General features: G+C 40.1%; 27 protein-coding genes, 2 pseudogenes and 1 riboswitch. Of the genes and pseudogenes, 7 read left to right on the top strand and 22 right to left on the bottom strand.

Going from position 1 to position 19827, the window contains the following annotated elements; all coding sequences use genetic code 11:
- Positions 1-13: 13 nt before the first annotated feature.
- The gene (locus tag WKT11_RS09540; protein ID WP_243098526.1) at positions 14-199 is read right to left on the bottom strand and encodes a hypothetical protein; all 186 of its coding nucleotides are present in this window, start codon (positions 197-199) and stop codon (positions 14-16) included.
- 30 nt (positions 200-229) lie between these two features.
- Between WKT11_RS09540 and WKT11_RS09535 the strand changes: the two genes are divergently transcribed.
- Positions 230-517 (top strand): hypothetical protein, encoded by a 288-nt coding sequence (locus WKT11_RS09535; RefSeq protein ID WP_117844449.1) that lies wholly within the window; start codon positions 230-232, stop codon positions 515-517.
- Here WKT11_RS09535 and WKT11_RS09530 read toward each other — a convergent pair.
- The 16 genes and pseudogenes from WKT11_RS09530 to WKT11_RS09455 all read right to left on the bottom strand — a co-directional run.
- Positions 514-828 (bottom strand): annotated as a pseudogene (locus WKT11_RS09530) (restriction endonuclease subunit S); the annotation flags it as partial. The gene WKT11_RS09535 and the pseudogene WKT11_RS09530 overlap by 4 nt on opposite strands.
- A gap of 113 nt (positions 829-941) precedes the next feature.
- On the bottom strand, positions 942-1295 hold the full coding sequence (locus tag WKT11_RS09525; protein ID WP_117844453.1) for an Hpt domain-containing protein: 354 nt from the start codon (positions 1293-1295) through the stop codon (positions 942-944).
- 51 nt (positions 1296-1346) lie between these two features.
- Positions 1347-4175, bottom strand: a complete 2829-nt coding sequence (locus WKT11_RS09520) for a hybrid sensor histidine kinase/response regulator (RefSeq protein WP_118609855.1) — start codon at positions 4173-4175, stop codon at positions 1347-1349.
- A gap of 199 nt (positions 4176-4374) precedes the next feature.
- Positions 4375-5634, bottom strand: a complete 1260-nt coding sequence (locus WKT11_RS09515) for a transporter substrate-binding domain-containing protein (RefSeq protein WP_340284007.1) — start codon at positions 5632-5634, stop codon at positions 4375-4377.
- Between the two features lie 239 nt (positions 5635-5873).
- Positions 5874-5949: riboswitch (cyclic di-GMP riboswitch) on the bottom strand.
- Positions 5950-6089: 140 nt separating this feature from the next.
- Positions 6090-6311, bottom strand: a complete 222-nt coding sequence (locus WKT11_RS09510; protein WP_118411646.1) for a hypothetical protein — start codon at positions 6309-6311, stop codon at positions 6090-6092.
- A gap of 400 nt (positions 6312-6711) precedes the next feature.
- A pseudogene (locus tag WKT11_RS20000) lies at positions 6712-6981 on the bottom strand (ATP-binding protein); the annotation flags it as partial.
- A gap of 124 nt (positions 6982-7105) precedes the next feature.
- Positions 7106-7549 carry a GNAT family N-acetyltransferase gene (locus WKT11_RS09500; protein WP_117676385.1) on the bottom strand — a complete coding sequence of 148 codons (444 nt, stop codon included), beginning with the start codon at positions 7547-7549 and terminating at the stop codon, positions 7106-7108.
- A 25-nt stretch (positions 7550-7574) separates the two neighbouring features.
- Positions 7575-7952 (bottom strand): SdpI family protein, encoded by a 378-nt coding sequence (locus WKT11_RS09495; protein ID WP_117676384.1) that lies wholly within the window; start codon positions 7950-7952, stop codon positions 7575-7577.
- A 31-nt stretch (positions 7953-7983) separates the two neighbouring features.
- Positions 7984-8409, bottom strand: coding sequence for a GNAT family N-acetyltransferase (locus WKT11_RS09490; protein WP_117676383.1), 426 nt, complete (start codon positions 8407-8409; stop codon positions 7984-7986).
- Positions 8410-8702: 293 nt separating this feature from the next.
- Positions 8703-8894, bottom strand: coding sequence for a YdbC family protein (locus tag WKT11_RS09485; protein ID WP_055249572.1), 192 nt, complete (start codon positions 8892-8894; stop codon positions 8703-8705).
- A 78-nt stretch (positions 8895-8972) separates the two neighbouring features.
- Positions 8973-9770, bottom strand: a complete 798-nt coding sequence (locus WKT11_RS09480) for a YhfC family intramembrane metalloprotease (RefSeq protein ID WP_119244629.1) — start codon at positions 9768-9770, stop codon at positions 8973-8975.
- Positions 9771-9789: 19 nt separating this feature from the next.
- Positions 9790-10092 carry a hypothetical protein gene (locus WKT11_RS09475; protein WP_008121271.1) on the bottom strand — a complete coding sequence of 101 codons (303 nt, stop codon included), beginning with the start codon at positions 10090-10092 and terminating at the stop codon, positions 9790-9792.
- Positions 10093-10101: 9 nt separating this feature from the next.
- On the bottom strand, positions 10102-10308 hold the full coding sequence (locus tag WKT11_RS09470; RefSeq protein WP_003865061.1) for a helix-turn-helix transcriptional regulator: 207 nt from the start codon (positions 10306-10308) through the stop codon (positions 10102-10104).
- On the bottom strand, positions 10305-10634 hold the full coding sequence (locus WKT11_RS09465) for a DUF6442 family protein (protein ID WP_117676381.1): 330 nt from the start codon (positions 10632-10634) through the stop codon (positions 10305-10307). Before WKT11_RS09465 ends, WKT11_RS09470 begins: the two co-directional genes overlap by 4 nt.
- Positions 10635-10847: 213 nt before the next feature.
- Positions 10848-10925, bottom strand: a complete 78-nt coding sequence (locus tag WKT11_RS09460) for a TnpV protein (RefSeq protein ID WP_242854876.1) — start codon at positions 10923-10925, stop codon at positions 10848-10850.
- Positions 10926-11301: 376 nt separating this feature from the next.
- A complete protein-coding gene (locus WKT11_RS09455) occupies positions 11302-11634 on the bottom strand; it encodes a winged helix-turn-helix transcriptional regulator (RefSeq protein ID WP_008373705.1) in 333 nt (110 codons plus the stop codon).
- Positions 11635-11774: 140 nt separating this feature from the next.
- Between WKT11_RS09455 and WKT11_RS09450 the strand changes: the two genes are divergently transcribed.
- On the top strand, positions 11775-12128 hold the full coding sequence (locus WKT11_RS09450; protein ID WP_004614173.1) for a cupin domain-containing protein: 354 nt from the start codon (positions 11775-11777) through the stop codon (positions 12126-12128).
- A 103-nt stretch (positions 12129-12231) separates the two neighbouring features.
- Here the strand turns inward: WKT11_RS09450 and WKT11_RS09445 are convergent, their stop codons facing one another.
- The 5 genes from WKT11_RS09445 to WKT11_RS09425 form a co-directional block, all read right to left on the bottom strand.
- Positions 12232-13140: a radical SAM mobile pair protein B gene (locus tag WKT11_RS09445; RefSeq protein ID WP_117676380.1), complete on the bottom strand. Its 909-nt coding sequence runs from the start codon at positions 13138-13140 to the stop codon at positions 12232-12234.
- On the bottom strand, positions 13128-13817 hold the full coding sequence (locus tag WKT11_RS09440; RefSeq protein ID WP_117676379.1) for a radical SAM mobile pair protein A: 690 nt from the start codon (positions 13815-13817) through the stop codon (positions 13128-13130). The genes WKT11_RS09445 and WKT11_RS09440 overlap by 13 nt, the downstream gene beginning before the upstream one ends.
- A complete protein-coding gene (locus tag WKT11_RS09435; RefSeq protein WP_117676378.1) occupies positions 13814-14251 on the bottom strand; it encodes a radical SAM mobile pair system MarR family transcriptional regulator in 438 nt (145 codons plus the stop codon). Before WKT11_RS09435 ends, WKT11_RS09440 begins: the two co-directional genes overlap by 4 nt.
- Before the next feature lie 242 nt (positions 14252-14493).
- Entirely contained in the window at positions 14494-15789 is a 1296-nt protein-coding gene (locus tag WKT11_RS09430; protein ID WP_008369919.1) for a tyrosine-type recombinase/integrase, read from the bottom strand.
- 86 nt (positions 15790-15875) lie between these two features.
- On the bottom strand, positions 15876-16505 hold the full coding sequence (locus WKT11_RS09425; protein ID WP_008369918.1) for a helix-turn-helix domain-containing protein: 630 nt from the start codon (positions 16503-16505) through the stop codon (positions 15876-15878).
- A gap of 171 nt (positions 16506-16676) precedes the next feature.
- Here WKT11_RS09425 and WKT11_RS09420 point away from each other — a divergent pair, with 171 nt between their 5' ends.
- The 5 genes from WKT11_RS09420 to WKT11_RS09400 all read left to right on the top strand — a co-directional run.
- Positions 16677-16907 carry a helix-turn-helix domain-containing protein gene (locus tag WKT11_RS09420; RefSeq protein ID WP_004843519.1) on the top strand — a complete coding sequence of 77 codons (231 nt, stop codon included), beginning with the start codon at positions 16677-16679 and terminating at the stop codon, positions 16905-16907.
- A gap of 140 nt (positions 16908-17047) precedes the next feature.
- Positions 17048-17362 (top strand): relaxasome subunit MobC, encoded by a 315-nt coding sequence (locus tag WKT11_RS09415; protein WP_072522126.1) that lies wholly within the window; start codon positions 17048-17050, stop codon positions 17360-17362.
- Positions 17362-17733, top strand: coding sequence for a hypothetical protein (locus WKT11_RS09410; protein WP_044998624.1), 372 nt, complete (start codon positions 17362-17364; stop codon positions 17731-17733). Before WKT11_RS09415 ends, WKT11_RS09410 begins: the two co-directional genes overlap by 1 nt.
- The gene (locus WKT11_RS09405; RefSeq protein WP_118774965.1) at positions 17690-19411 is read left to right on the top strand and encodes a MobA/MobL family protein; all 1722 of its coding nucleotides are present in this window, start codon (positions 17690-17692) and stop codon (positions 19409-19411) included. The genes WKT11_RS09410 and WKT11_RS09405 overlap by 44 nt, the downstream gene beginning before the upstream one ends.
- A partial coding sequence (locus WKT11_RS09400; RefSeq protein WP_445291936.1) for a DUF6040 family protein occupies positions 19350-19827 on the top strand: 478 nt, incomplete at its 3' end. The genes WKT11_RS09405 and WKT11_RS09400, both read left to right, overlap by 62 nt.

Below are 19827 nucleotides of genomic sequence, written 5' to 3'. Positions count from 1 at the left end.
TATTCCTTTCCAATCAACTGATTCTCTGGCAATATTCACCTGAACTGTCCATCTGTTCTCCATTCTTCGCAACTACTGTATTGAATGTATTCAAGGTTATAATGTCTTTCTGGATACTGCTATGCAGTTTTTCGGAAATCTGTCCATTATCAAGCAATTTGTCATTAATCATTGTCAATACAACCTGTTCCAATGTCATAAGCATTCCTCCTGTTCTATATGTTATAGTGTGCAATTTGGCATAGAATTATCCAGCGCTAAAAAGAAGACATGGATACTGATTGTAGAAACAATAAGCTACCAAAATCTGTCCTGCTACAGGAAGATTCTTTTTATCACAGCTCCAGATCCTCATCATGCCAAGGAAAAAGCCCGAAACTGGTGCGAGGGTGAACAGATTACATCAATTATTGCCATTCCATTCGATCCAAGTCGTATGGGAGATGCATTGATCGACAACACTGTAAAAAATTTTTCGAAAAAATCATATAATATTGAAGAAGGAGAGGATTATTAATCCTCTCCTTCTTGATTAGTACCAGTTAACCGATTCATCTCTGTAATCAGCTGTGCTATCTTCTCACTCATCATTTCTCTGACGGTATTTTCCATATATTTACAATCAATTTCATTCCCATTTGTAACCGGTACAGATATCATCAATTTCTTAATCTCTTTATTATTAAGCTTCGAGTTGTAATTATATCTCCCTCTTTTCGCCTTTTGAATTGCCCCTACAAAATATAGTCCAATAAATTTATTGAACTCACAGATAATTTCTTTCTTGGGAGTTAGAACTACCAAATGCGGAAAACCGATAAATGGCTGATCCTGATAAAAACTTTATTCTCATTAGTCGTACTGCTTAATGTCAATACGTTTTTTTTATGATCTTCCAAGCACTTGATTCAAGGCAGAAAGTCATGTCGCATCACTTAATGCTACAGTCCCTTCTTAATTTCTTCAATCGTCATCTCATATACTTCTGTTACTTTTTCCACTGCCTCTGGTATCCCCGGCTGCTCTCCGGTCCTATCTCTCAAAAGTTCTGTTAACTCGTTACTAACCTCATACAGATGGTCAAAAGAAAGATTCTGGCAAACCCCTTTCAGTGTGTGTGCACCGCGGAAAGCATCTTCATAATTTTTATTTTCCAATGCCTGTTTTAACTGTAGATAACTCTGGTCTTCAAGGAACTTTAATGTAAATCTCCGAATCAGTGCTTCGCTGTGAAGGCGTCCCAGGACAGCTTTATAGTTTCCTCCAATAGCTTCATAGCACTCTCGCATTGTCATATTTTAGTCCTCCTGTCAATTGTATTCCACTAATTCATGAACCTCTGCTAATCAATTATATACATACCTTAAAATCGTTTTTATAACTTCATCAATCACAATCGGCTTTGACAAATGTGCGTTCATTCCGGCATCCAGTGATGCCTGAACATCTTCTGCAAATGAATTAGCTGTCATTGCTATAATAGGAATGTTTTTTCCATCCGGTCTGTCATTCATTGCCCTGATTGCTTTTGTCGCTTCATAACCATTCATTTCAGGCATCATGACATCCATCAGGATTACATCAAATGTACCTTTCGGATGATTTCTGAAAATCTCAACAGCATTCTTTCCATCCACAGCTCTTTCTACATTCATCCCGAACTCTTCCAACTGCACGGCAGCAATCTCTGCATTTAGTTCATTATCCTCTGCAAGAAGGACATTCACACCTGTAAGATTCACCTTTTCAGAAATACCTGTGTCTGACTTATTACATTTCTTATCTGTAATTTCCAAAGGAATATCCACAGTAAATGTGGTTCCCTCATGCTTTTTACTCTGCACGGAAATGGTTCCACCCATCATATCTACATACTTCTTTACGATAGCCATCCCCAGTCCAACTCCATGGTACTGCGTTCTCACACCGGAATCTTCCTGTGCAAATTCCTCAAAAACTTCTTTTGTAAATTCCTCACTCATGCCAATACCAGTATCCGAAATGCGGTAACGCATATTTATATATCCATCCCCGCCCTTTTCCTGACACCGGGCTTCAAATGTAATCGTCCCTCCATCCGGAGTGAATTTCACGGCATTGCTCAGAATATTGACCAGCACATCACGCAGGCGTGCAGGATCCACAAGTACATTTGGAATCTTTGCTTCTTCACGCTGAATCTTAAAGTTGATATCCCTGTTCGTAAGAAAACCTTTTGTAATATCCAATGCAGAATCTGTAATGTTTTTCACATCCGCCGGTACCGGATTGTAATTCACTTTTCCACTTTCGATGCGGGTCAGATCTAATATATCATTGATCAGCGACAGTAAATGCTCTGAGCTTTCGTCAATCTTTTCCAGACAATTTTTCACTTTGTCTGACGGATTGTTTTTCATTGCAATACCGGTAAATCCTATGATTGCATTCATCGGTGTCCTCATATCATGGGACATATGTGACAGAAATGCTGTTTTTGCCTTGTCTGCAGCCTGTGCATGCTCTGCCAATTCCGCCATTTTCTCAGCTTTCTCCTGGGCCGTCTTCTGAGCTTTTTTTCTTGCACTGAGACGCACCATTATCACAGCCATAGCAGTCAGCAGCCATCCAAAAATAAGAAGAACCCAAACAGTAACAGCAGGATGCAGACGTATCCAGTCAACAAATGTCAGCTCTGTTGCTTTGTATGTGGTATACTGTGCTGCAAGATCTTCAACAAGATTTGGGGGCATGGCATACATTGCTTTCGTCAGAATACCAGCCAGCGCATGATTCTCAGTTGATGAAATTACCATGCGGTAGGTGAATGTAGGCTGTTCCAGCAGAGTATATGTCATGGTGCCCGTAGTGTCACTGTTCACAAACGCCTGTGCCATGTAATAGTAGACGAAGGCAGCATCTGCTTTACCCTCACGGACAGCTTCCATCATTTCCTGTCGGGTACTGCACATCAGTTTTTCTGCACCGGGTGCCATTGCATCTTCAATTGAATTTGATGCTGTCTGGTCAACAGTAGTAACAACATTAATTTTTCCATCAAAGTCACGCCGTGTCACCCTTGCCAGCTGCATCGTAATGAAAGGTGCAGTAATCCCCCATTTTTTCGTCTCAGCATAGTTATCTGTTTCCAGGCGCGCATCGATGCTCATATCTGTGGTTTCCTTATTTTTCTGATAAGCAATATACTCATCTCTGGTGGCAGGTGTAAGAAACTCATAGGAAATCCCGGCATAGTCTGCAATTTTCCGGAAGTAATCCGGGATAATACCCTTCATCTCACCATTTTCATTATAAGAATATGGATAACGGGTCGGATCACACAGAACATGAAGCGGATTGTCCTTGGAATACTGTGAAATAATACTTTTTTCTTTCTCCGTATATTCCAGATTCTTAGTTTCTATGCTTTCATAATTTTTATTATAAAGTGTCGTTTTCCAGTCACCCTCAACTGCATTCATCTGGTCGATTGCATAATTGATCTCATTCAGCAATTCTGTATTGCCCTTTTTAACAATGACATAGAAATCGCTGCTGCCAAATTTCTCCACGATTCGCTCATTGTTTGTTTTTCTCAGAGAACTGGTAACAATCGCATCAACTTTTTCGCTCTGAAGGGCTTCATCCATTTCTGTGGTCGTATCAAAATAAGATGGAACATATGTAAATCCTTTGTCGTCTGCAAAATCCGCAAACTCTTCATTCCGGGTGTTTCCGTTCAAAAGCGCCACACGCATACCGTTGTAAGTGCTGTAATTGCCGTCCACAATCGTGCTGTTGTCACTGCGGACGGTCAGCATCCCATAATTGGTTCCGATCGGACGTGAAAAATCAAACTTTTCTTCTCTGTCCGGTGTTTTGCGGGCAGATGTTACCATGTCAATCTCGCCATCTTCAAGCATCTGCTGCATATCATCCCAGCTCTTATCATATCCGACATATTCGTAATCTACATCCCAATAACGGGCCATCAGCCGAAGAAAATCATAGCCATACCCACTGCGGTTGCCTTCTTCATCCATCACATGATAACCATCCATGGCAAAGAAACCGACTTTGACAGTTTCATGCTGCGAACTGTCCTCGGCTGCATATGCAGTCTGGGGAGAAAATATCATACACACGCATACAAAAGCCAGTAATACTGCTACATATTTCTTTGCTCTCGCGATCATATTAAATCTCCTGTCTGTCTGTCTGTCTGTCTGTCTGTCTGTCTGTCTGTCTGTCTGTCTGTCTGTCTGTCAAATATATTTCTCTATACATCTCATTGTCAACCTCCTAATTTAATAAAATTGCACTGCCGTATCAATATCTTCATCTGAATCTGCCGCCCTGACCGGGGCCGCCAGAAACACAACACAAAGAATTGTCTTACAGCATTTTCTGTTTTAAAACCAATTGTAAAGTATGCCACTGTGGATAATTGTAGGAAACATAAAACTTCAAATCACTGTCTTCTCTTGGTATCGCAACCGTATTTTCAGCATTTTCATCAAAACTCTTTTTAACCGTTACAGCCGCCATATTGTACTTCCAGACAGTATCTGTTAAATCATAGCCCAGGTCTTCGGCAGCATTCGTATTTTGCATCACATGAAAAATCATATCAATTTCTCCATCATGCAACGCTTTTTGCATATCCTCTTGTGAATCATACCACTTGATATAAAATTTCAAAGTCTGCCCTTCCAGGCAGTTTTGTGCAAGCTGGATGTAATCCGTGATCAGGCCGCTCACTTTTCCGGTTTCTGTATCAAGAGTACTGACCCCGCCATCGTTTATCAAATAACCGATTTTGATTGCTCCATGCTCTGACAGCCATTTCTGTTCTTCTCCCGTCAGAAAATATACCCTGTCCACTGATAGAAACTGCTTATGCAGTTCATCTGCATAATAAGGATCATCATCTGTGATCCTTCTCATAGCATTATCCAGCTCTGTCTTTAAATCAGAATAACTCTGGCCGATTGCAAAATATATTTTTGAACTTCCGATATTCGTTAAGGCCGCCATTCCGTACCCACCCAGACGGGAATCCTCTAACGATACAAAACCGTCAATTTCTCCGTCTGCAATTTTCTTTAAAGCATCTTCATTATTTGAAACATTGACATGCTGTATATGCAGATTATATTTCTTTTCCCACTCGTTCAATACCATTTCCGGCAGGTAATCCATAAGCACTCCAATCTTTTTCCCATTGAAAGATGCAGTGTCAGAGGATGAGATGTCTGTATGATCGGGTTTTACGTAGATACAATATCTTTCATCTCCCATTGGAATACCGAAAAAAAGCATATTCTCTGCCCGTTCCTCCGTATAAGAGATTCCTTCTATAATATCCAGCTCATCATTTTTTAATTTGTCAAAACAATTTTCCCATGTACAATCTACATATTCATAGTTCCACCCGGTATAACCTGCGATTTTCTGCAGATATTCATAGCCGTATCCGCTTCTTTTTCCATTTTCATTTATCTTATCATATGTATCATCCGGTACACCAATCCTGACAATTTTCTCTTTCTGACTTTCTGCTGCAAAAGCATAGACCGGACAGACTGAAAAAAGGATGCAAATACACAATATAAAAATGATACCCCTTTGCAATACTGATTTATTCATTTTCATATATTTCTCTCTCCCAGTAAAATTATTATAGTTACGCCTATGAAATAACACGTTACTGTTCACTCCGTGCCCAGTAACACGCTTCGCGATGCACAGAATTTATGCTAATCGCATAAATTCGCGCTGTATGTCTCGGGATTTTGGCATATACATGCCAAAACGCCTCGCGGAATAGTGGCATGTGAACAGTAACAATAACACCACAAAAAAGCACTGTCAGACAAACAGTGCACCTCATTTTATGCAACTGGCTGCCATTTTACAGGCCCTGTAGCTTTGCGTCCCAGACTTTCATCTGGTTTGCCGATTTCCTTATTATAGATATAGCTTTTAAACTTATGCAAAAAAACTGATTTTATTATACTATAGCGCTCTACTGTACACAAGAAAACATTACCGTTTTAACGCCTGAAAACAAAAAAAGAACAGCCGATATATATACTCGAACTGTTCTTCTACTTCCGAAGTCCACGAAGCATTGACATTACTGTTTCCTGCTCATTTGCATTCAGATCGTTCCATATCCCTAGAACTTCTTTCTGTTTTTCTGTCAGATTCTCTAAATTACCTTCCTGAAAAAACTGCGATAATCTGTATTTACTGATATCACGCTTTTCACATAAAGATGTTATTTTATCCGCAATATGCTTCTCTATCTGCAAGTGACTATACTTCATTTCCTCTACTACATATCTTCATTGTATATGTATTAGGGGAAAATACTAATTATCAATTTGGCAAACATACAATTCCATCAAAAAACATATTTGTAAATAAAAAATGAAGATACTTTCGTTTCCGCAAAAGTCATTTTCGCTTATATCATCTCCATAATATCACAGTCAATAGTATTTGTCACATAAAAGTTGTGAAAACCAGTGGGTATAAAGTAGAAGTCTCCAGGCTCTTTTGGAAACTCAGATGGAACAACCTGTAATAGGTATCCATCCGATAGTAACTTTCCGTATATTCCTTCCAGATGCCTTTGGCCTCTGTAGTATGGAATCCATCAGAATGTTCTTTGAAGAATTTCTGCATATTTGCTACCTGTAAAATACCGTCATAGAAATTCTCAAAATAAACATCCTGCCGATAAATTCCCACAATGGTAGCACCCAAATGAATATTTCTCAAAACAAACTGAAATGCTTCATCTATCTGCTCCCAAAGCGGACCGGTATATTCTCTACGGTCAACAAATACTGCTTTCGTTGTACCTTTGAACACACCACATTGTGTTGCAACATGAAGTCCTCTGTTGCCAGTCAAAATAGCAAAAGCATTAGACGGATACTCTTTTCCATCACGCTCAATCAAAATGCCCCAGGAGCGCAACTGCTGTCTGCCCTCAAAAATCTCTACCACAATAACAGTTTTACCACCAACCGTCTGTAAAGTGATATCCGGGATGATTTGTGCGTACATCGGCAACCCTCCTTTCTCAGAATTTTATTAGTTTGCAAACCGGAAGTTATAAACATCTTTGCAAATATACCATATCTATTAACTGTACACCACACTCATAAATTGGGTGGTCATAATTGTCCGTAAAGAAATTCGGAATATTGTGAGATCGGACAAATCCGCATTTTTCATAAAACGGTACGGTCAACGGGCTGTCACCTGTTCCAACCTGCAAAATAGAATATTTATCTGCATATTTACTTACAAGGAAGTCAATCAATGCTTTCCCATAGCCCTGTCCTTTATTCTGAGGATCAACTGCAATATTTTTAATTTCAAGTATTCCATTATCTTCATCAGTAACGACACATTCAGCTTTTACATTACCATCTTCAAGTACATACATAGTACCTTTTTCAAGATAGTGATCAATCATATTTTCCTGCTCATCAGCTAATAACAATAATGCTATAAATTGCTTTTTATTCTCATTCACTTCTCGGATTTTCATATCTATTACTCCGTCAAACTAGAATTTATCGTCTTGTTCCATTCTTATCAAAATTCTTTTTTAATGCTATTTCTGTTGGGAGAATAGACCCAATTAAAGGAATAAGTTGAACACTACAGATAATTCCTCCTATACTCCCAACACAATCTTCATTTTTTCCAATCACTAAAAGCATGAATATTACTGTTATCGGCAACATAACCATTCCACAGACATACCAGACTTTACCACAATATTTATGAGCAAATTCCCATGTGTCTTTGTTCTTCATAGACATCGAAGTCCGATATCCAAATACTGAATTTATTTCCTTTGGAGCCTTTTTCATAAAATATCTTCCAAAACCAATCATCGTAAATGGAAGAAGCAAATCCATAATCAACATAAAAATCCAAAACCCCATTGTAAACCTCCTTTACTACAACTTCCGATTTCTATTTTCGTTTCCATAGCATAGTGTACTCTTTTTCACCAGTAGCTTCATCCAAGCCTTCACATTGAATAATGAACCCTTCTCTTTGGTAAAAAGAAATTGCTCTGGCATTCTTCTGGTATACATTTAATCGTAAGCTAACTTTTTTATCCTTAATATAATCCAATAAAAATTTACCTATGCCACATGACTGCATTTCATCAGAGACAAAAATACCTTCGATATATTCATCATTTAGTCCTACAAATCCTTGTATCATTTTATCCACTTCAAACACATAGACTTCGGATTGTAACATCATTTCTTTCACTAATTCATAATTACTTTTCCAGTATTGATTGGAAATAAAATAATGTGCTTTCAGATTTGTCTTTAACCATATGTCAGCGACTCTATCGATATCTCCGTTCAGCAACTTTCTAATCATAACAAATATTCTCCTCAACTGCATCCTTTATGCTTTTCTCTTTTTTTCATTCTATCACAAGCTTACCATTAATCATCGATTTTTTGATATTTTTTCTTTTACCCCACTGTAAAACAGCCTCTGAGCGTTTCGTTATATAGAGGGATACTCTCAGAACCTAGAGAGTATGAAGCGGCAGAATATTGGAGGTATGAGTTAGGGGCAGAGTTGGATTAAATTTATATTTCTACGAAGAAAGCCAAAGACATTTAACTGTTCACCCAATCAAACGTCTTTGGCTTATTTAATTACAACTATTTTTTTAGAGTTTTACCCAGTAACTCATACAGAGCTTCTGCCTCTTCTTGAGATAAAGTAATTCCTTTTCCCATTTTTTCATGTTCTGGTGCCCAGTCACGAATATCATATTTTTCTGCAGCTCCATTCCATGAAATCATATTCAATTCTTTTTTCCAACCTTTGGCACTTTCTGAAAGTATTCCTATTGGGTAACAAAAAACACCGTATTTCTACGGTGCGTTCTGTCAGATATATTCTGTTTTATGATAGCAGAAAACTGGAATTCACAGTTCTTCCATCCTTCCCATCTTCAGCGCCATAACAAGAGTTCCGGCTGCCATCACAAAGACACCAATTTCAATCACATAGATGGGAAGAAGCGCCGGACCTGCCACGGCAAAGAAGTCCACAATAAAATGAATCCCATATGCAAGAACCGCTGTAAAAGCCGCTGTCCTGCATTTGCCTGCCTTTACCGCCCGGTAGATCAGCAGTGACAACCCGATATGCAGAATGATGGCACTGATTCTTTCGATTCCGCTTACAAAAAAGAGTGGTGCCGGTGTTGTCCATAGGGCCGACAGCTGTGACACGGTCTGGTTTGCAGACTCAGCAGGAAGTGCCGCCAGCGTATTCTGCATGGCTCCGCTGTTGATCATCAGCATGGACACAAGATTGCTGATTCCGGAGAGTCCTCCGAGCAGAATGGCCTCCACACCGCCATGCCCGATTCCATACATCAGTGCATTTGGAAAATCCAGCCATTTCTTCATCCAGAACTTCATGGCAATCAGTCTTCCGGTCTCTTCAAAAACCGCTGCAGCCAAAGCCGCGTACACATAGTAAAACCATGGCCTGCTCTGTGCGTTCAGTCCGCAGAACTGAATGACAAGAACATGCAGCAGCTGCTCCAACAGCATGGCAAACAGCAGATAGGTTCCTGCTCCGATAAAGAACGAGGAAATCCTTGCCTTAAGCTTCACCCTTCCTGCAATGAACAAAGCAATCGGTACCCCCATCGAGAGGACAACGGAGCAGATAACTCCCGCTATCGCCAGACCTGATATTGTGTTCAATTCCATCTTTATACCTCCCTGATTCTCAAAAAATTCCTTTATTGTATTTGAACTGTCCATACAATATAAAGCCTAATCCGACAATAACTGCTGGAAGAATGATATAATCTATAATTATTTCACTCCAAAACGAAACAATAAAACCTAATACAAGAGATATTCCTATAATCAGCGTTCCTGTGCCGACTGTTTTTCCATACTTTGGTATATCTTCTTCCTTTACTTTTCGCCTATTATAAGAGTGAATTGTGCTGATATTGCCTTTGATATTTACAATTCCCACAACAGATATGAACACTCCCAAAATCAACATTATAATATTTTCCATAATAACCTCCTAAAAATAGAATAGTTCCTCAAATTTTTTGTCCAATGCAATACAAAGAATTAGAGCCAATTTTGCAGTTGGATTAAACTGTCCTGTTTCAATAGAACTAATGGTATTTCTTGATACCCCTACCATTTCTGCAAGCTGAGCTTGAGAAAGATTTGCTTCTGTGCGAACTTCCTTTAAGTGATTTTTCAGTTGTAATTGTTCTTTCATATTCTCACCTCTAAAAGATGGCTAACAAATCCAACAAATGCCAAAATGGAAAGCACAAAAAACAGAACAGTCAAGACCAAATCACTCTTTCGCTTCATTTTGATAAAACGAACTAACCATTGTGTTGCAATAATGCTGAAGTATATAACCCACGGACTGTAAATCATAGTATGAGCAAGCACAGAAGATAACAGCGAAAGCAAACAACACACTAAAGCACCAACTCTGCTTGCATGACTTCCGGCTTGATATACCACTTCCATTTCAGCCAAGTCCTTATTGCGATGTTCTTTTCTGCTTGCCTTTAATATTTCGTCCTTTTTCATAAAAACACCTCCATGCCAAGTTTTCTTTGCATATTTTAATTATACACATACCAAGTTTTCTTGTCAATAGAGTCATAAAAAAGTTACAACCGATATAAGAGATAACTTTTCTACCACTTCGATTATACTCACGACTTAATGACTTCTTGAATACTTGCCGAAAAAGAAAAACTGCCATCGGTTTGACAGCAGTTCTTCTTCGGTTGGTATCCGTTAGGAATACACAATATCATTCAATACAATCTCATCGGCACAGGCTCGAATGTTATTCATCAATCCTATCCATCTCATCATATCCGTTGCTTTCAGTTCTTCCGTTACACCCTGCTTAAACGCTATTTTTTGCCCTTTAATTGTGGTATTACTTATAGCAAAGCACAAAAAAGGCCCAAAAGGGCACTTTCCCTTTTGAGCCTATACACTTTATTAGCTAACGTATTTTGCTTTCATTTTTCCGCATGGTCATGAGGCTTTTTTCTCTTAAATCGCATTCTATGAATCCTCAGATTGTTCTTTCTGTTCTTCAATAATTCGTTCTGTCGCTTTATGGATCTTTCACTTGAAACGGATGCTCTTTGAATGGACGAAGACGCTCAATCCCGATTTTTCGTTCTCTGCGACTTCCCAATAAACTGGAATTGTTCAAGCTTTTCAAATACTAACGTCCTTAATTCTGTTCAATAATTGATTTATAGTAGTTACCAAAGTCAGCAAGTGAATTAACAATTGGAAGCATTTTTGTTCCGAGTTCCGTTAAGCCGTATTCAACTCTTGGTGGCTGCTCATGGTAATCGTGGCGATATGCCAGTCCATCACTCATCATTTGTCTTAAACTATCTGTCAAAACCTTTTGTGAAATACCATCTATACTTCGTTGTAGCTCATTGAATCTCCATGGACGCTCTTTCAAGTTACGCAAAATCAGCAGTTTCCATTTTCCTCCGATGAGAGATACTGCTGTTGCAACTGGGCATTCCGGTAATTCTTCTTTTGCTCGCATAATTCTCACCTCCGAGGCTATTGTAACACATTCGATTTTGAGTGTACAGTTACAAAAAGGTGCGTACTTGTTTTTGTATGTGTCTCACACTATACTAACACCAAGCAACCAGAAACTACAAATTAACTATGGAGGTTATTATGGCAAATTACACAAAAACAACTATTGGAAAGGAAAACCGAATTGAGCTGCACGAAAAGTTGTCTTTAACAGGTGCAGAAATCAGTTTAAACGAACTACCTGCAGGAGCAAATGTCCCATTTGTTCATTCTCATAAAGAAAATGAAGAAATCTATGGAATTCTTTCAGGTAACGGCAAAGCCATAATTGATGGAGAAGAAATTAGCCTTTCAACTGGAGACTGGCTAAAAATCGCACCTGCTGCAAAGCGTCAGTTTTTTGCATCCGATATTTCCGGAATTACTTATATCTGCATTCAGGTAAAAGAAAATTCTCTGGAACATTTTACAGCAGAGGATGCCGTAATCGGCTAATTAAAAGTATTTATATACAGAAATGCACAGTTCCCGATATGCTAAGAACTGTGCATTTCTTTTTTGTTCAATATTACGTTTTCTCAATTTTTCAAACAAGAAGTTAGCGATTTCTTTTTCCGGTATTCTCTGTCCCACGGATTTCCTCATGATAGAAATAATCTACGATCACCGGATGTCCCTGCGGGACTCTGCCATAAGGCATTTCATTATCCACAAAGGCACAATTATACTTCTTAGCCATTTTCTCAGCTTTTACTTCAAGTGCTTCAAAGTAGCTGCGGTTATGCTTGTTATAGATCTCGTCGTAAAGTGGTACAAGATCAGGATATTTTCCGGCGATATAATCCATAATTATCTTTTTGAAACCGCCTCGAAGATTGAGATTTTCGAGCCAGAACAGATTGCACTGATTCTTTACCCGCTCAAAGATTGCTTCAAAATCCGTGATACCGGGGAATACCGGGGATGCGAAACAGACTGTACGGATACCTGCCTCATATACCTGCTTCATAGCAGCGATACGGTGCTCAATGCTCGAAGCAGAATCCATATCGTTCTTGAAATTTTCATCTAGTGTGTTGATCGACCATGAAACGGTTACACGTCCAAGCTTCTTCAACAGATCAATATCCCGTACCACAAGATCCGACTTTGTGCAGATCAGAATATCTGCGTCACTGCCGATCAGCTGCTCCAGAAGTTTTCTGGTATTCCCGAATTGCTCCTCCTGTGGATTGTAGCCATCTGTCACAGAACCGATGACCACCCGCTGTCCGGCATATTTCTTCGGATTTTTAATTTCTGGCCAATGCTTCACATCAAGGAAAGTGCCCCATTCCTCCTTGTGCCCGGTAAAGCGCTTCATAAAAGAAGCATAGCAATACTTGCAGGCATGTGTACAGCCCACATAGGGATTGACCGAGTAACCGCCTACCGGCAGACTAGACTTAGTCATGATGTTCTTTGTTTCCACCTCACGAATGAGGATTCCATTCATTACTTCTTCCATGATTTCTGTACCTCTAACACTTTATTAAATTCTTCCGGCATTTCCTGAATCATATTTTCGTCCCCTATGATAGGGACAAGGTCTTCCTTCATAAACACCGGAATGCCGAGCTTATGTGCCTGGTCCGCCAGAGACCATGTCCATTCCGGCTCCGTATGAATCTTCCTGCTCTGAGCTCCGGTCATGGTGCCGACAACGATCCAATCGATTCCGGAAAGGTCAACTGTGCCGGGATCATCGAATAACGGCTCAAAGGAAACATGGTAATGTTTTGCTCTGACGTTTTTCCGAAGGGCGTCGATACGCCACAGTTCTGCTTTCCTCGTCACCGTAACGCCAAACCATGCGTTTTCCAGATCGGTATCAAAATCCAGCAAATCAGGTCGCTTGGTAAGGAACAGGAACTGATGCTGTGGATTTTCACGGATCTTTGCAAATACCTCGTCTATCCATTCCGGCTTCCATCCGGAGAGATCGCTCATGCCGGTAAGAAGAAAGTTCTGCGGACGTTTCTTTTCCATCATCTTGAGCTTACCCGGAAAGAATTCAGGGTCAGCGAAGTCATCAATCATATGCCAGCGTTTCACGTTGTTGCGGGCATAGCAATATGCACACCCCACTGTGCAGCCAATGACGATATTCATGTTCTGAATCTGATCTTTGATACAAATACTCATGACTTCTGCCACTCCTCAAGATTCTTTCTGATGCGGTCGAGGCATTCCTCAAACCGGGTAATTTCTTCCTCTGAAAAACCTTTGTAGTAAATACTGCCCATCTCATCAGATACAGAATCGTACTCGCCCTTTAAGGCATGTGCTTTCTCAGTCAGAAACAGGAGTGTTTTCCTTTTGTCCGTTTCAGACTGAACACGGCTTATCAGCCCTTGTTTTTCCATTCTTTCCAGCATCGTAGTAAGAGATGTTATCGCTAATCCGCATTTAGTCGAGAGTGACCTGATTGAAATACCATCCTTCTGCCACAGCACATAAAGAATACGCCCCTGGGCTCCATTAAACGCATCAATATTCTTTTCACTGAGAATCTTCTCGAAAATCCGGTCTCCAAGCTGTTTTATTTTGGTAACAAGAAATCCTCCATTCATTTCCATACAAAAGCTCCTATATAGTAGTTTATTAAAAACATACTATATAGGAGCTTTATTGTCAACAGTTTATATGTCTTAATAAGTAAATTCCGTTTTTTTCAATTCTCAAAACTGGAATTTATATAATTATTCCTCTAACTTTCCCCATTTTATAGGCTTTCCCGCCTGTCCATTAGTGAAATGATATGTAGTTTCCCTTATTTTTGCCCTTATGAGATAATTACAAGGGAAATAAGGGAATTTCTTTAATCATTGCCTACCACTTTATCAAGAAGCCTAACCGATTTTCGTTTAGCATCTCTTGTGGAGTGAGCATAGACATTCATTGTGGTACTGACATCTGAGTGTCCTAACAATTCCTGCACATCTTTTGGGGCTGCTCCATTTGCTAAAAGGTTGCTTGTATAGGTGTGACGTAACTGGTGGAAATGAAAGCCTTCAAATCCCTCTAATGTTTTTGCCACCTTTCTGCAAACAGTTCCCAAAGTAGTTGGAAGTTCCAGACAACCATCCGGTCTTAAACAGACGAAAGAAATTTCTTTATAATCTGCCGGGACTTCCTCTGTTCTGTCTAAGCAATAATATTCGTAGTACACTCTGTTTTTCTCTTTGACCTCTTTGTAGTAGTTCGTGTGATAAAGTTCTCCGTACTGCATTCGATTTTTTAACTGCTCTTTCCGGGTATTACGGAAAATCTCTACCAGCGTATCTCCAAAATCAACAATCCTCACTTTTTTCCGCTTGGTTGGTCCGATGATATATTTGCGCTTTGAACCATCATATCGGATGCTGCGTCTTATGGTAAGGCATTGTTCTTCCAGATTTACGTCCTGCCATGCCAAACCGCAGGCTTCTCCAATACGGAGTCCGGCATAATAGGCTATCTGGATTGGAAGTATTGCGGCTGGGTTCTTTTTTTGAAGATACGCAAGCAGTCTTTCATAATCTTCTCGTGAAATTGGTTGGATATTTCCGTCCATGTCCTCATCCGAAAACAAATCAACTTCGTCCGTCTGATACCGCAGTTTAATATACTGCATGGGATTGAACGTAATATACTGCTTTGGAAATACTGCAAAACGGAAGGACTGCTGCATGACTGCGGAAAAAGAATGGATGTAATCTTTGCTATACCCCTTTCTCTCTTTTCCATCGGGATGAACTCCCCCGAAGGAAAGCAAATCGAAGAAGGATTGCAAATGTTCAGAGGTTACATTTTTCAGTTTCCGTTCTGCCAATGGGTGTTTCTTAATATTTCGGATTGTTCCGAGGTAATTCTCCACCGTACCATTGCTGAGCGTACCTGTTTTTAATTCCTCCTCTGCCCACACATCCAGAAGTTGTCCGACTGTGAGATTTTCCGCTTTGGCAACAAATTTCTTTTTCTCATAATCATCCATTGCCTGACGGAGCAGCTTTTCAGTTCCACTTTTGCTTTCTGTTCCAACGCATTCTTTCTGAACAAGATTGCCGCTTGCGTCCTCTACATAGAAGCGGTAGTACCATTTCTTTCCTTTTTTTCTTACAGATCCTTTTGCCATAATCGTATGTCTCCTTTCGATATTAGACAATCGGAACTGATGAAATGCTTCGTGCGTGTAAGTATATCATAACTCCGGTTGTCTTACTATACCGATTCGGAATCTTCGTATAAGACTTCTGATAAAAGATTTGCAAGCCTTTGTTCTGCTGTTTTTTGTTTCTTGGAATAGAGCCTTACAATGTCTGCCATCTCATTAAAAGCATTGATGGTAGGAGTGATTTCCCTTAAGAACATAATCTCATTATATTCATCATTCGATTCAAACCCTATTGTTTTGGCAATATCCGTCTGACCAGCATTTCCCTTGAAGTTTTTGCAGGCGAACTGGAAGGAATCCAAAAACAGACCATATTGTTTTAACATCAGCAGTAATAAATCTTTTGAAAAAGCATCTTCTTCTTTGGTAAGGGCAAGCGGTAACTGTTCCAGAATATCTCCCATCGCATCACGAATCTGTAATTCTCTCTTATCCGTAATGTCGGTTTCATATTCATCTGTTTCCCCTTTGAGCCATTCCACGGATACATGGAGTGCTTCCGAAAGACCTTCCAGCACCATTTTTTTCGTATTGTCAATCGAACCATTCTCATAACGCAGGATTGTAGAAGCGGTAACACCCATCTTTTCTGCGACATAAGGCTGTGTCAGATTCAATTCCAGACGGCGCTGTTTTATTCTGCTGCCTATCAGCTTGCGTAGTTCTTTATCTTTCATGCTGACTGCCTCCTTTTTCGGTATGTATGAATTATAGCATTGTTTTTCCGAAATTGCAATATGCAATATAAAAATTATTTTTAATATTTCGTAACGCTTGACAAAAAGATTTGGAAAGGATATACTTACATCACAAGAATTGCATAATGCAATTTATAAGGAGGTGATTATATGACGCAAAGAAAAATTGCATTATCCATCGAAGAAGCTGCTGATTATACGGGAATCGGCAGAAATACCTTAAGACAGCTTGTAGAATGGAAGAAACTTCCAGTATTAAAGGTTGGTCGCAAAGTCCTGATTAAAACCGATATTCTGGAAATGTTTATGGAAGCGAATGAAGGTCGTGATTTGAGGGATAGAGGAAATGTAAAAGCCGTAACAAGAACTGCGGCAAATTAAAAAGGCGGCTTCCAAAGAAACCGCCAAAGGTTCTATCAGACCGAAGCCATGATATACCTACACGCAAGAAGATTATACCATGTGCTTCTTCTGATACGCAACCGAGAACTTATGTTTGCAAAAGAAAAGGGAATGTAATCATGGCAAAATCAACAAAAAGTTATGAAGAACGAATGCTTGAAATGGAAAAGAAGGAACAGGAAAGCCTTGAAAAGGCGAAAAGATATGCAACACAGAAGAAAGAACTTCTGAAACGAAAGAAAGCCGAAGAAAGTAAAAAACGAACCCATAGGCTCTGTCAGATTGGCGGTGCAGTGGAATCCGTTCTTGGTGCACCTATTGAGGAGGAAGACATCCCAAAGCTGATTGGTTTTCTGAAAAGGCAGGAAGCCAATGGGAAGTTTTTCTCAAAGGCAATGCAGAAAGAAGCCAATACCGATATGGAGGAAGTGTAATGGCGGAGGGGATGAGTTTTTCATTCCCTTCATTGCTTTTTCATGAAGGGCGCACTTATGGACAACCAGAGGTCGTCCCAATAAGTTTGCCACAAGTGGCAACCGGTCTGCGCTCACGCTTGCCGGGCTCGTTCCGTCGGCGGGGCTTTCAGCCAGACCTGCTCATGCCGCAGGAGGCACTCTTCGCCAGAGGGGCGCATTCCATGCAGACTGCTATGCGCAGGGCACTCTTACGCAGAGGGCGTTCCGGCAATGCTGCTTTTTCTAAAATTGAAAGCAATGTTGCCGGAAATCTATGCCGGATGTGCAGAAAGGAGGAATCCAGACATGGCGATTTTTCATTACACAATCAAAATAGTCGGACGAAGTAAAGGAAAATCTGTTATCTCCGCTTCTGCATATCTCAATGGGGATGTGATGAAAAACGAAGAAACCGGGAGTATCAGTTATTACACTTCTAAAAAAGAAGTGGTCTACACCAGTCTGATGATGTGCGAAAACGCACCTTCTGAATGGCAGATAGTACCAGAGGAAAATATAAAACGCTTTCAAAAGTCTGTCCGATACAAAAGGTCAGAAGATAAAGAAGCTGCTATAAAAAAATTTAAAATCACATTTCAAAAACAGAGGTTATGGAATGAGGTATTGAAGATTGAAAAAAGTGCGGATGCCCAACTTGGCAGGTCATTTGAATTTGCCCTTCCAAAAGAATGGAGCAGACAAGAACAGATTCAATATACAGCCGACTATATCCAAAAAACATTTGTGGATAAAGGAATGTGCGCTGATTGGAGTATCCACGACAAAGGGGATGGCAATCCTCATGTCCATCTGCTTCTGACTATGCGCCCTTTTAACCCGGATCATTCTTGGGGAAAGAAAGAAGTCAAGGATTGGGAATTTGTCAGAGATAAAAACGGAAATATCGTGATTGATGAATCCCATCCGAACTGGTGGCAGGATAAGAAAAACCCTGACCGTCATGGAATCCGTATCCCTGTATTAGACGAAAACGGAATCCAGAAGATTGGTGCAAGAAACCGCTTGCAATGGAAACGGGTGCTGACCGATGCTACTGGATGGAACAATCCAAATAACTGTGAACTATGGCGGAGTGAATGGGCAAAGGTATGTAATGAACATCTGCCTTTGCAGAATCAGGTCGATCACCGTTCTTATGAAAAACAGGGAAAACTCCAGATTCCTACCATCCATGAAGGCGCTGACGCAAGAAAGATTGAACAAAAGTTTCTTGCCGGGCAGGAAATAAAAGGTTCGTGGAAAGTAGCGGAAAATCAAATCATAAAACAACAAAACACGTTATTGCAAAAGATACTGGACACCTTTGGGAAAGTATCGGGTGCATTATCATTATGGAAGGAGCGATTAAATGACATTAGAAGAAAGCCGGGAAATTATACCCTTAATGGAATCCATGATTGGGCAAATCGAAGAACAGCAGACCTTAATGGCAGAAATGATTCTGGAAATGCAGAACCGGGACACCCAACTCTCTCTTATGCAGGAACAGAATCAGAAATTGCAAAAATTAAACAACGAGTTATCCGGGCTGCTCAACATTTTGCCAAATACCGAGGAACTGCTTTCCAAGATGGAAGAACAGAAAACGAAGATAGAACTTTTGGAAAACGAAAATCAGCAATGGCAGAAATTGGCACAGAAGCTGAACAGCGAAAACAGTTTATTACTGAAACAGAACACCGAATTGCTGAACTGGAACAGCAGATAGAGAAAGGACGTGATATAGATGAACGAATCCAGAGAATTAAAGAACGCCGAACAGTTGGAAGAGCTTCTGCTCCTGACCGAGGAGATACAAGAAGAACTGGAACAGAAAGACCAGCTTATCGTGGAACTGAAGACGCAGCTCAACGAATCTCTGATCTTGAACGAGAAATTAAACAAAGAGAACAGAGCCGGGAATATTCAAGCATTAAAGAACGACTTGAAGCTGGCAGACAGAGCATTGCGGAACGAGAAAGAGAAGCTGCGAAGCGCAAACGTCATGATCGGGGAATATCAAAATAAAATACGCTGTTTAACACAACAACGGGATTATGCCCGGACACATCAGAAAATCGTAGAGATACCGGTAGAAAAGCCGGTACTCTATGAAAAATGTGAATCCTGTGACCGGACAGCCTATCAGAATGCAAAAGCGAAATACGGAACACAAAAAGAGCGACTTGCCGGACAGTATAAAGCAAAAACGGTAATGTTCCAAACAACCTTGTTCCTTCTTGCATGGTATTCGCTGACAACCACTCTTTTTCAGGCAGTACAGTCCAATGTGTTCCTTTCCGATTGTAAATCATTCTTCCATGATGCAGCGTCATTCCTACAAACTTTTATCGGTTGGACAATTGATGCCGGGCAATCTGTGGCACAGATTAGCACAAAAATTCCAAATCCTTTTATAGCCGGAATGGTATATTGGTTATTTC

The sequence above is a fragment of the Blautia sp. HCN-1074 genome (assembly GCF_037890165.1).
Taxonomy (GTDB): Bacteria; Bacillota; Clostridia; order Lachnospirales; family Lachnospiraceae; genus Blautia_A.
The sequence above is the reverse complement of the archived record's forward strand: the minus strand, read 5'-3'. Positions and strand labels throughout refer to the sequence as shown.

Coding starts and splice junctions, on each gene's coding strand:
- WKT11_RS09510 (WP_118411646.1), bottom strand. CDS start 6,311: ATGAAGTATAGTCACTTGCAGATAGAGAAGCATATTGCGGATAAAATA.
- WKT11_RS09500 (WP_117676385.1), bottom strand. CDS start 7,549: ATGAAAATCCGAGAAGTGAATGAGAATAAAAAGCAATTTATAGCATTA.
- WKT11_RS09415 (WP_072522126.1), top strand. CDS start 17,048: ATGGCAAAATCAACAAAAAGTTATGAAGAACGAATGCTTGAAATGGAA.
- WKT11_RS09460 (WP_242854876.1), bottom strand. CDS start 10,925: ATGAGATGGATAGGATTGATGAATAACATTCGAGCCTGTGCCGATGAG.
- WKT11_RS09515 (WP_340284007.1), bottom strand. CDS start 5,634: ATGAAAATGAATAAATCAGTATTGCAAAGGGGTATCATTTTTATATTG.
- WKT11_RS09465 (WP_117676381.1), bottom strand. CDS start 10,634: ATGAAAAAGGACGAAATATTAAAGGCAAGCAGAAAAGAACATCGCAAT.
- WKT11_RS09450 (WP_004614173.1), top strand. CDS start 11,775: ATGGCAAATTACACAAAAACAACTATTGGAAAGGAAAACCGAATTGAG.
- WKT11_RS09480 (WP_119244629.1), bottom strand. CDS start 9,770: ATGGAATTGAACACAATATCAGGTCTGGCGATAGCGGGAGTTATCTGC.
- WKT11_RS09520 (WP_118609855.1), bottom strand. CDS start 4,175: ATGATCGCGAGAGCAAAGAAATATGTAGCAGTATTACTGGCTTTTGTA.
- WKT11_RS09470 (WP_003865061.1), bottom strand. CDS start 10,308: ATGAAAGAACAATTACAACTGAAAAATCACTTAAAGGAAGTTCGCACA.
- WKT11_RS09435 (WP_117676378.1), bottom strand. CDS start 14,251: ATGGAAATGAATGGAGGATTTCTTGTTACCAAAATAAAACAGCTTGGA.
- WKT11_RS09455 (WP_008373705.1), bottom strand. CDS start 11,634: ATGCGAGCAAAAGAAGAATTACCGGAATGCCCAGTTGCAACAGCAGTA.
- WKT11_RS09420 (WP_004843519.1), top strand. CDS start 16,677: ATGACGCAAAGAAAAATTGCATTATCCATCGAAGAAGCTGCTGATTAT.
- WKT11_RS09475 (WP_008121271.1), bottom strand. CDS start 10,092: ATGGAAAATATTATAATGTTGATTTTGGGAGTGTTCATATCTGTTGTG.
- WKT11_RS09405 (WP_118774965.1), top strand. CDS start 17,690: ATGGCGATTTTTCATTACACAATCAAAATAGTCGGACGAAGTAAAGGA.
- WKT11_RS09440 (WP_117676379.1), bottom strand. CDS start 13,817: ATGAGTATTTGTATCAAAGATCAGATTCAGAACATGAATATCGTCATT.
- WKT11_RS09425 (WP_008369918.1), bottom strand. CDS start 16,505: ATGAAAGATAAAGAACTACGCAAGCTGATAGGCAGCAGAATAAAACAG.
- WKT11_RS09490 (WP_117676383.1), bottom strand. CDS start 8,409: ATGATTAGAAAGTTGCTGAACGGAGATATCGATAGAGTCGCTGACATA.
- WKT11_RS09430 (WP_008369919.1), bottom strand. CDS start 15,789: ATGGCAAAAGGATCTGTAAGAAAAAAAGGAAAGAAATGGTACTACCGC.
- WKT11_RS09445 (WP_117676380.1), bottom strand. CDS start 13,140: ATGGAAGAAGTAATGAATGGAATCCTCATTCGTGAGGTGGAAACAAAG.
- WKT11_RS09495 (WP_117676384.1), bottom strand. CDS start 7,952: ATGGGGTTTTGGATTTTTATGTTGATTATGGATTTGCTTCTTCCATTT.
- WKT11_RS09540 (WP_243098526.1), bottom strand. CDS start 199: ATGACATTGGAACAGGTTGTATTGACAATGATTAATGACAAATTGCTT.
- WKT11_RS09410 (WP_044998624.1), top strand. CDS start 17,362: ATGGCGGAGGGGATGAGTTTTTCATTCCCTTCATTGCTTTTTCATGAA.
- WKT11_RS09525 (WP_117844453.1), bottom strand. CDS start 1,295: ATGACAATGCGAGAGTGCTATGAAGCTATTGGAGGAAACTATAAAGCT.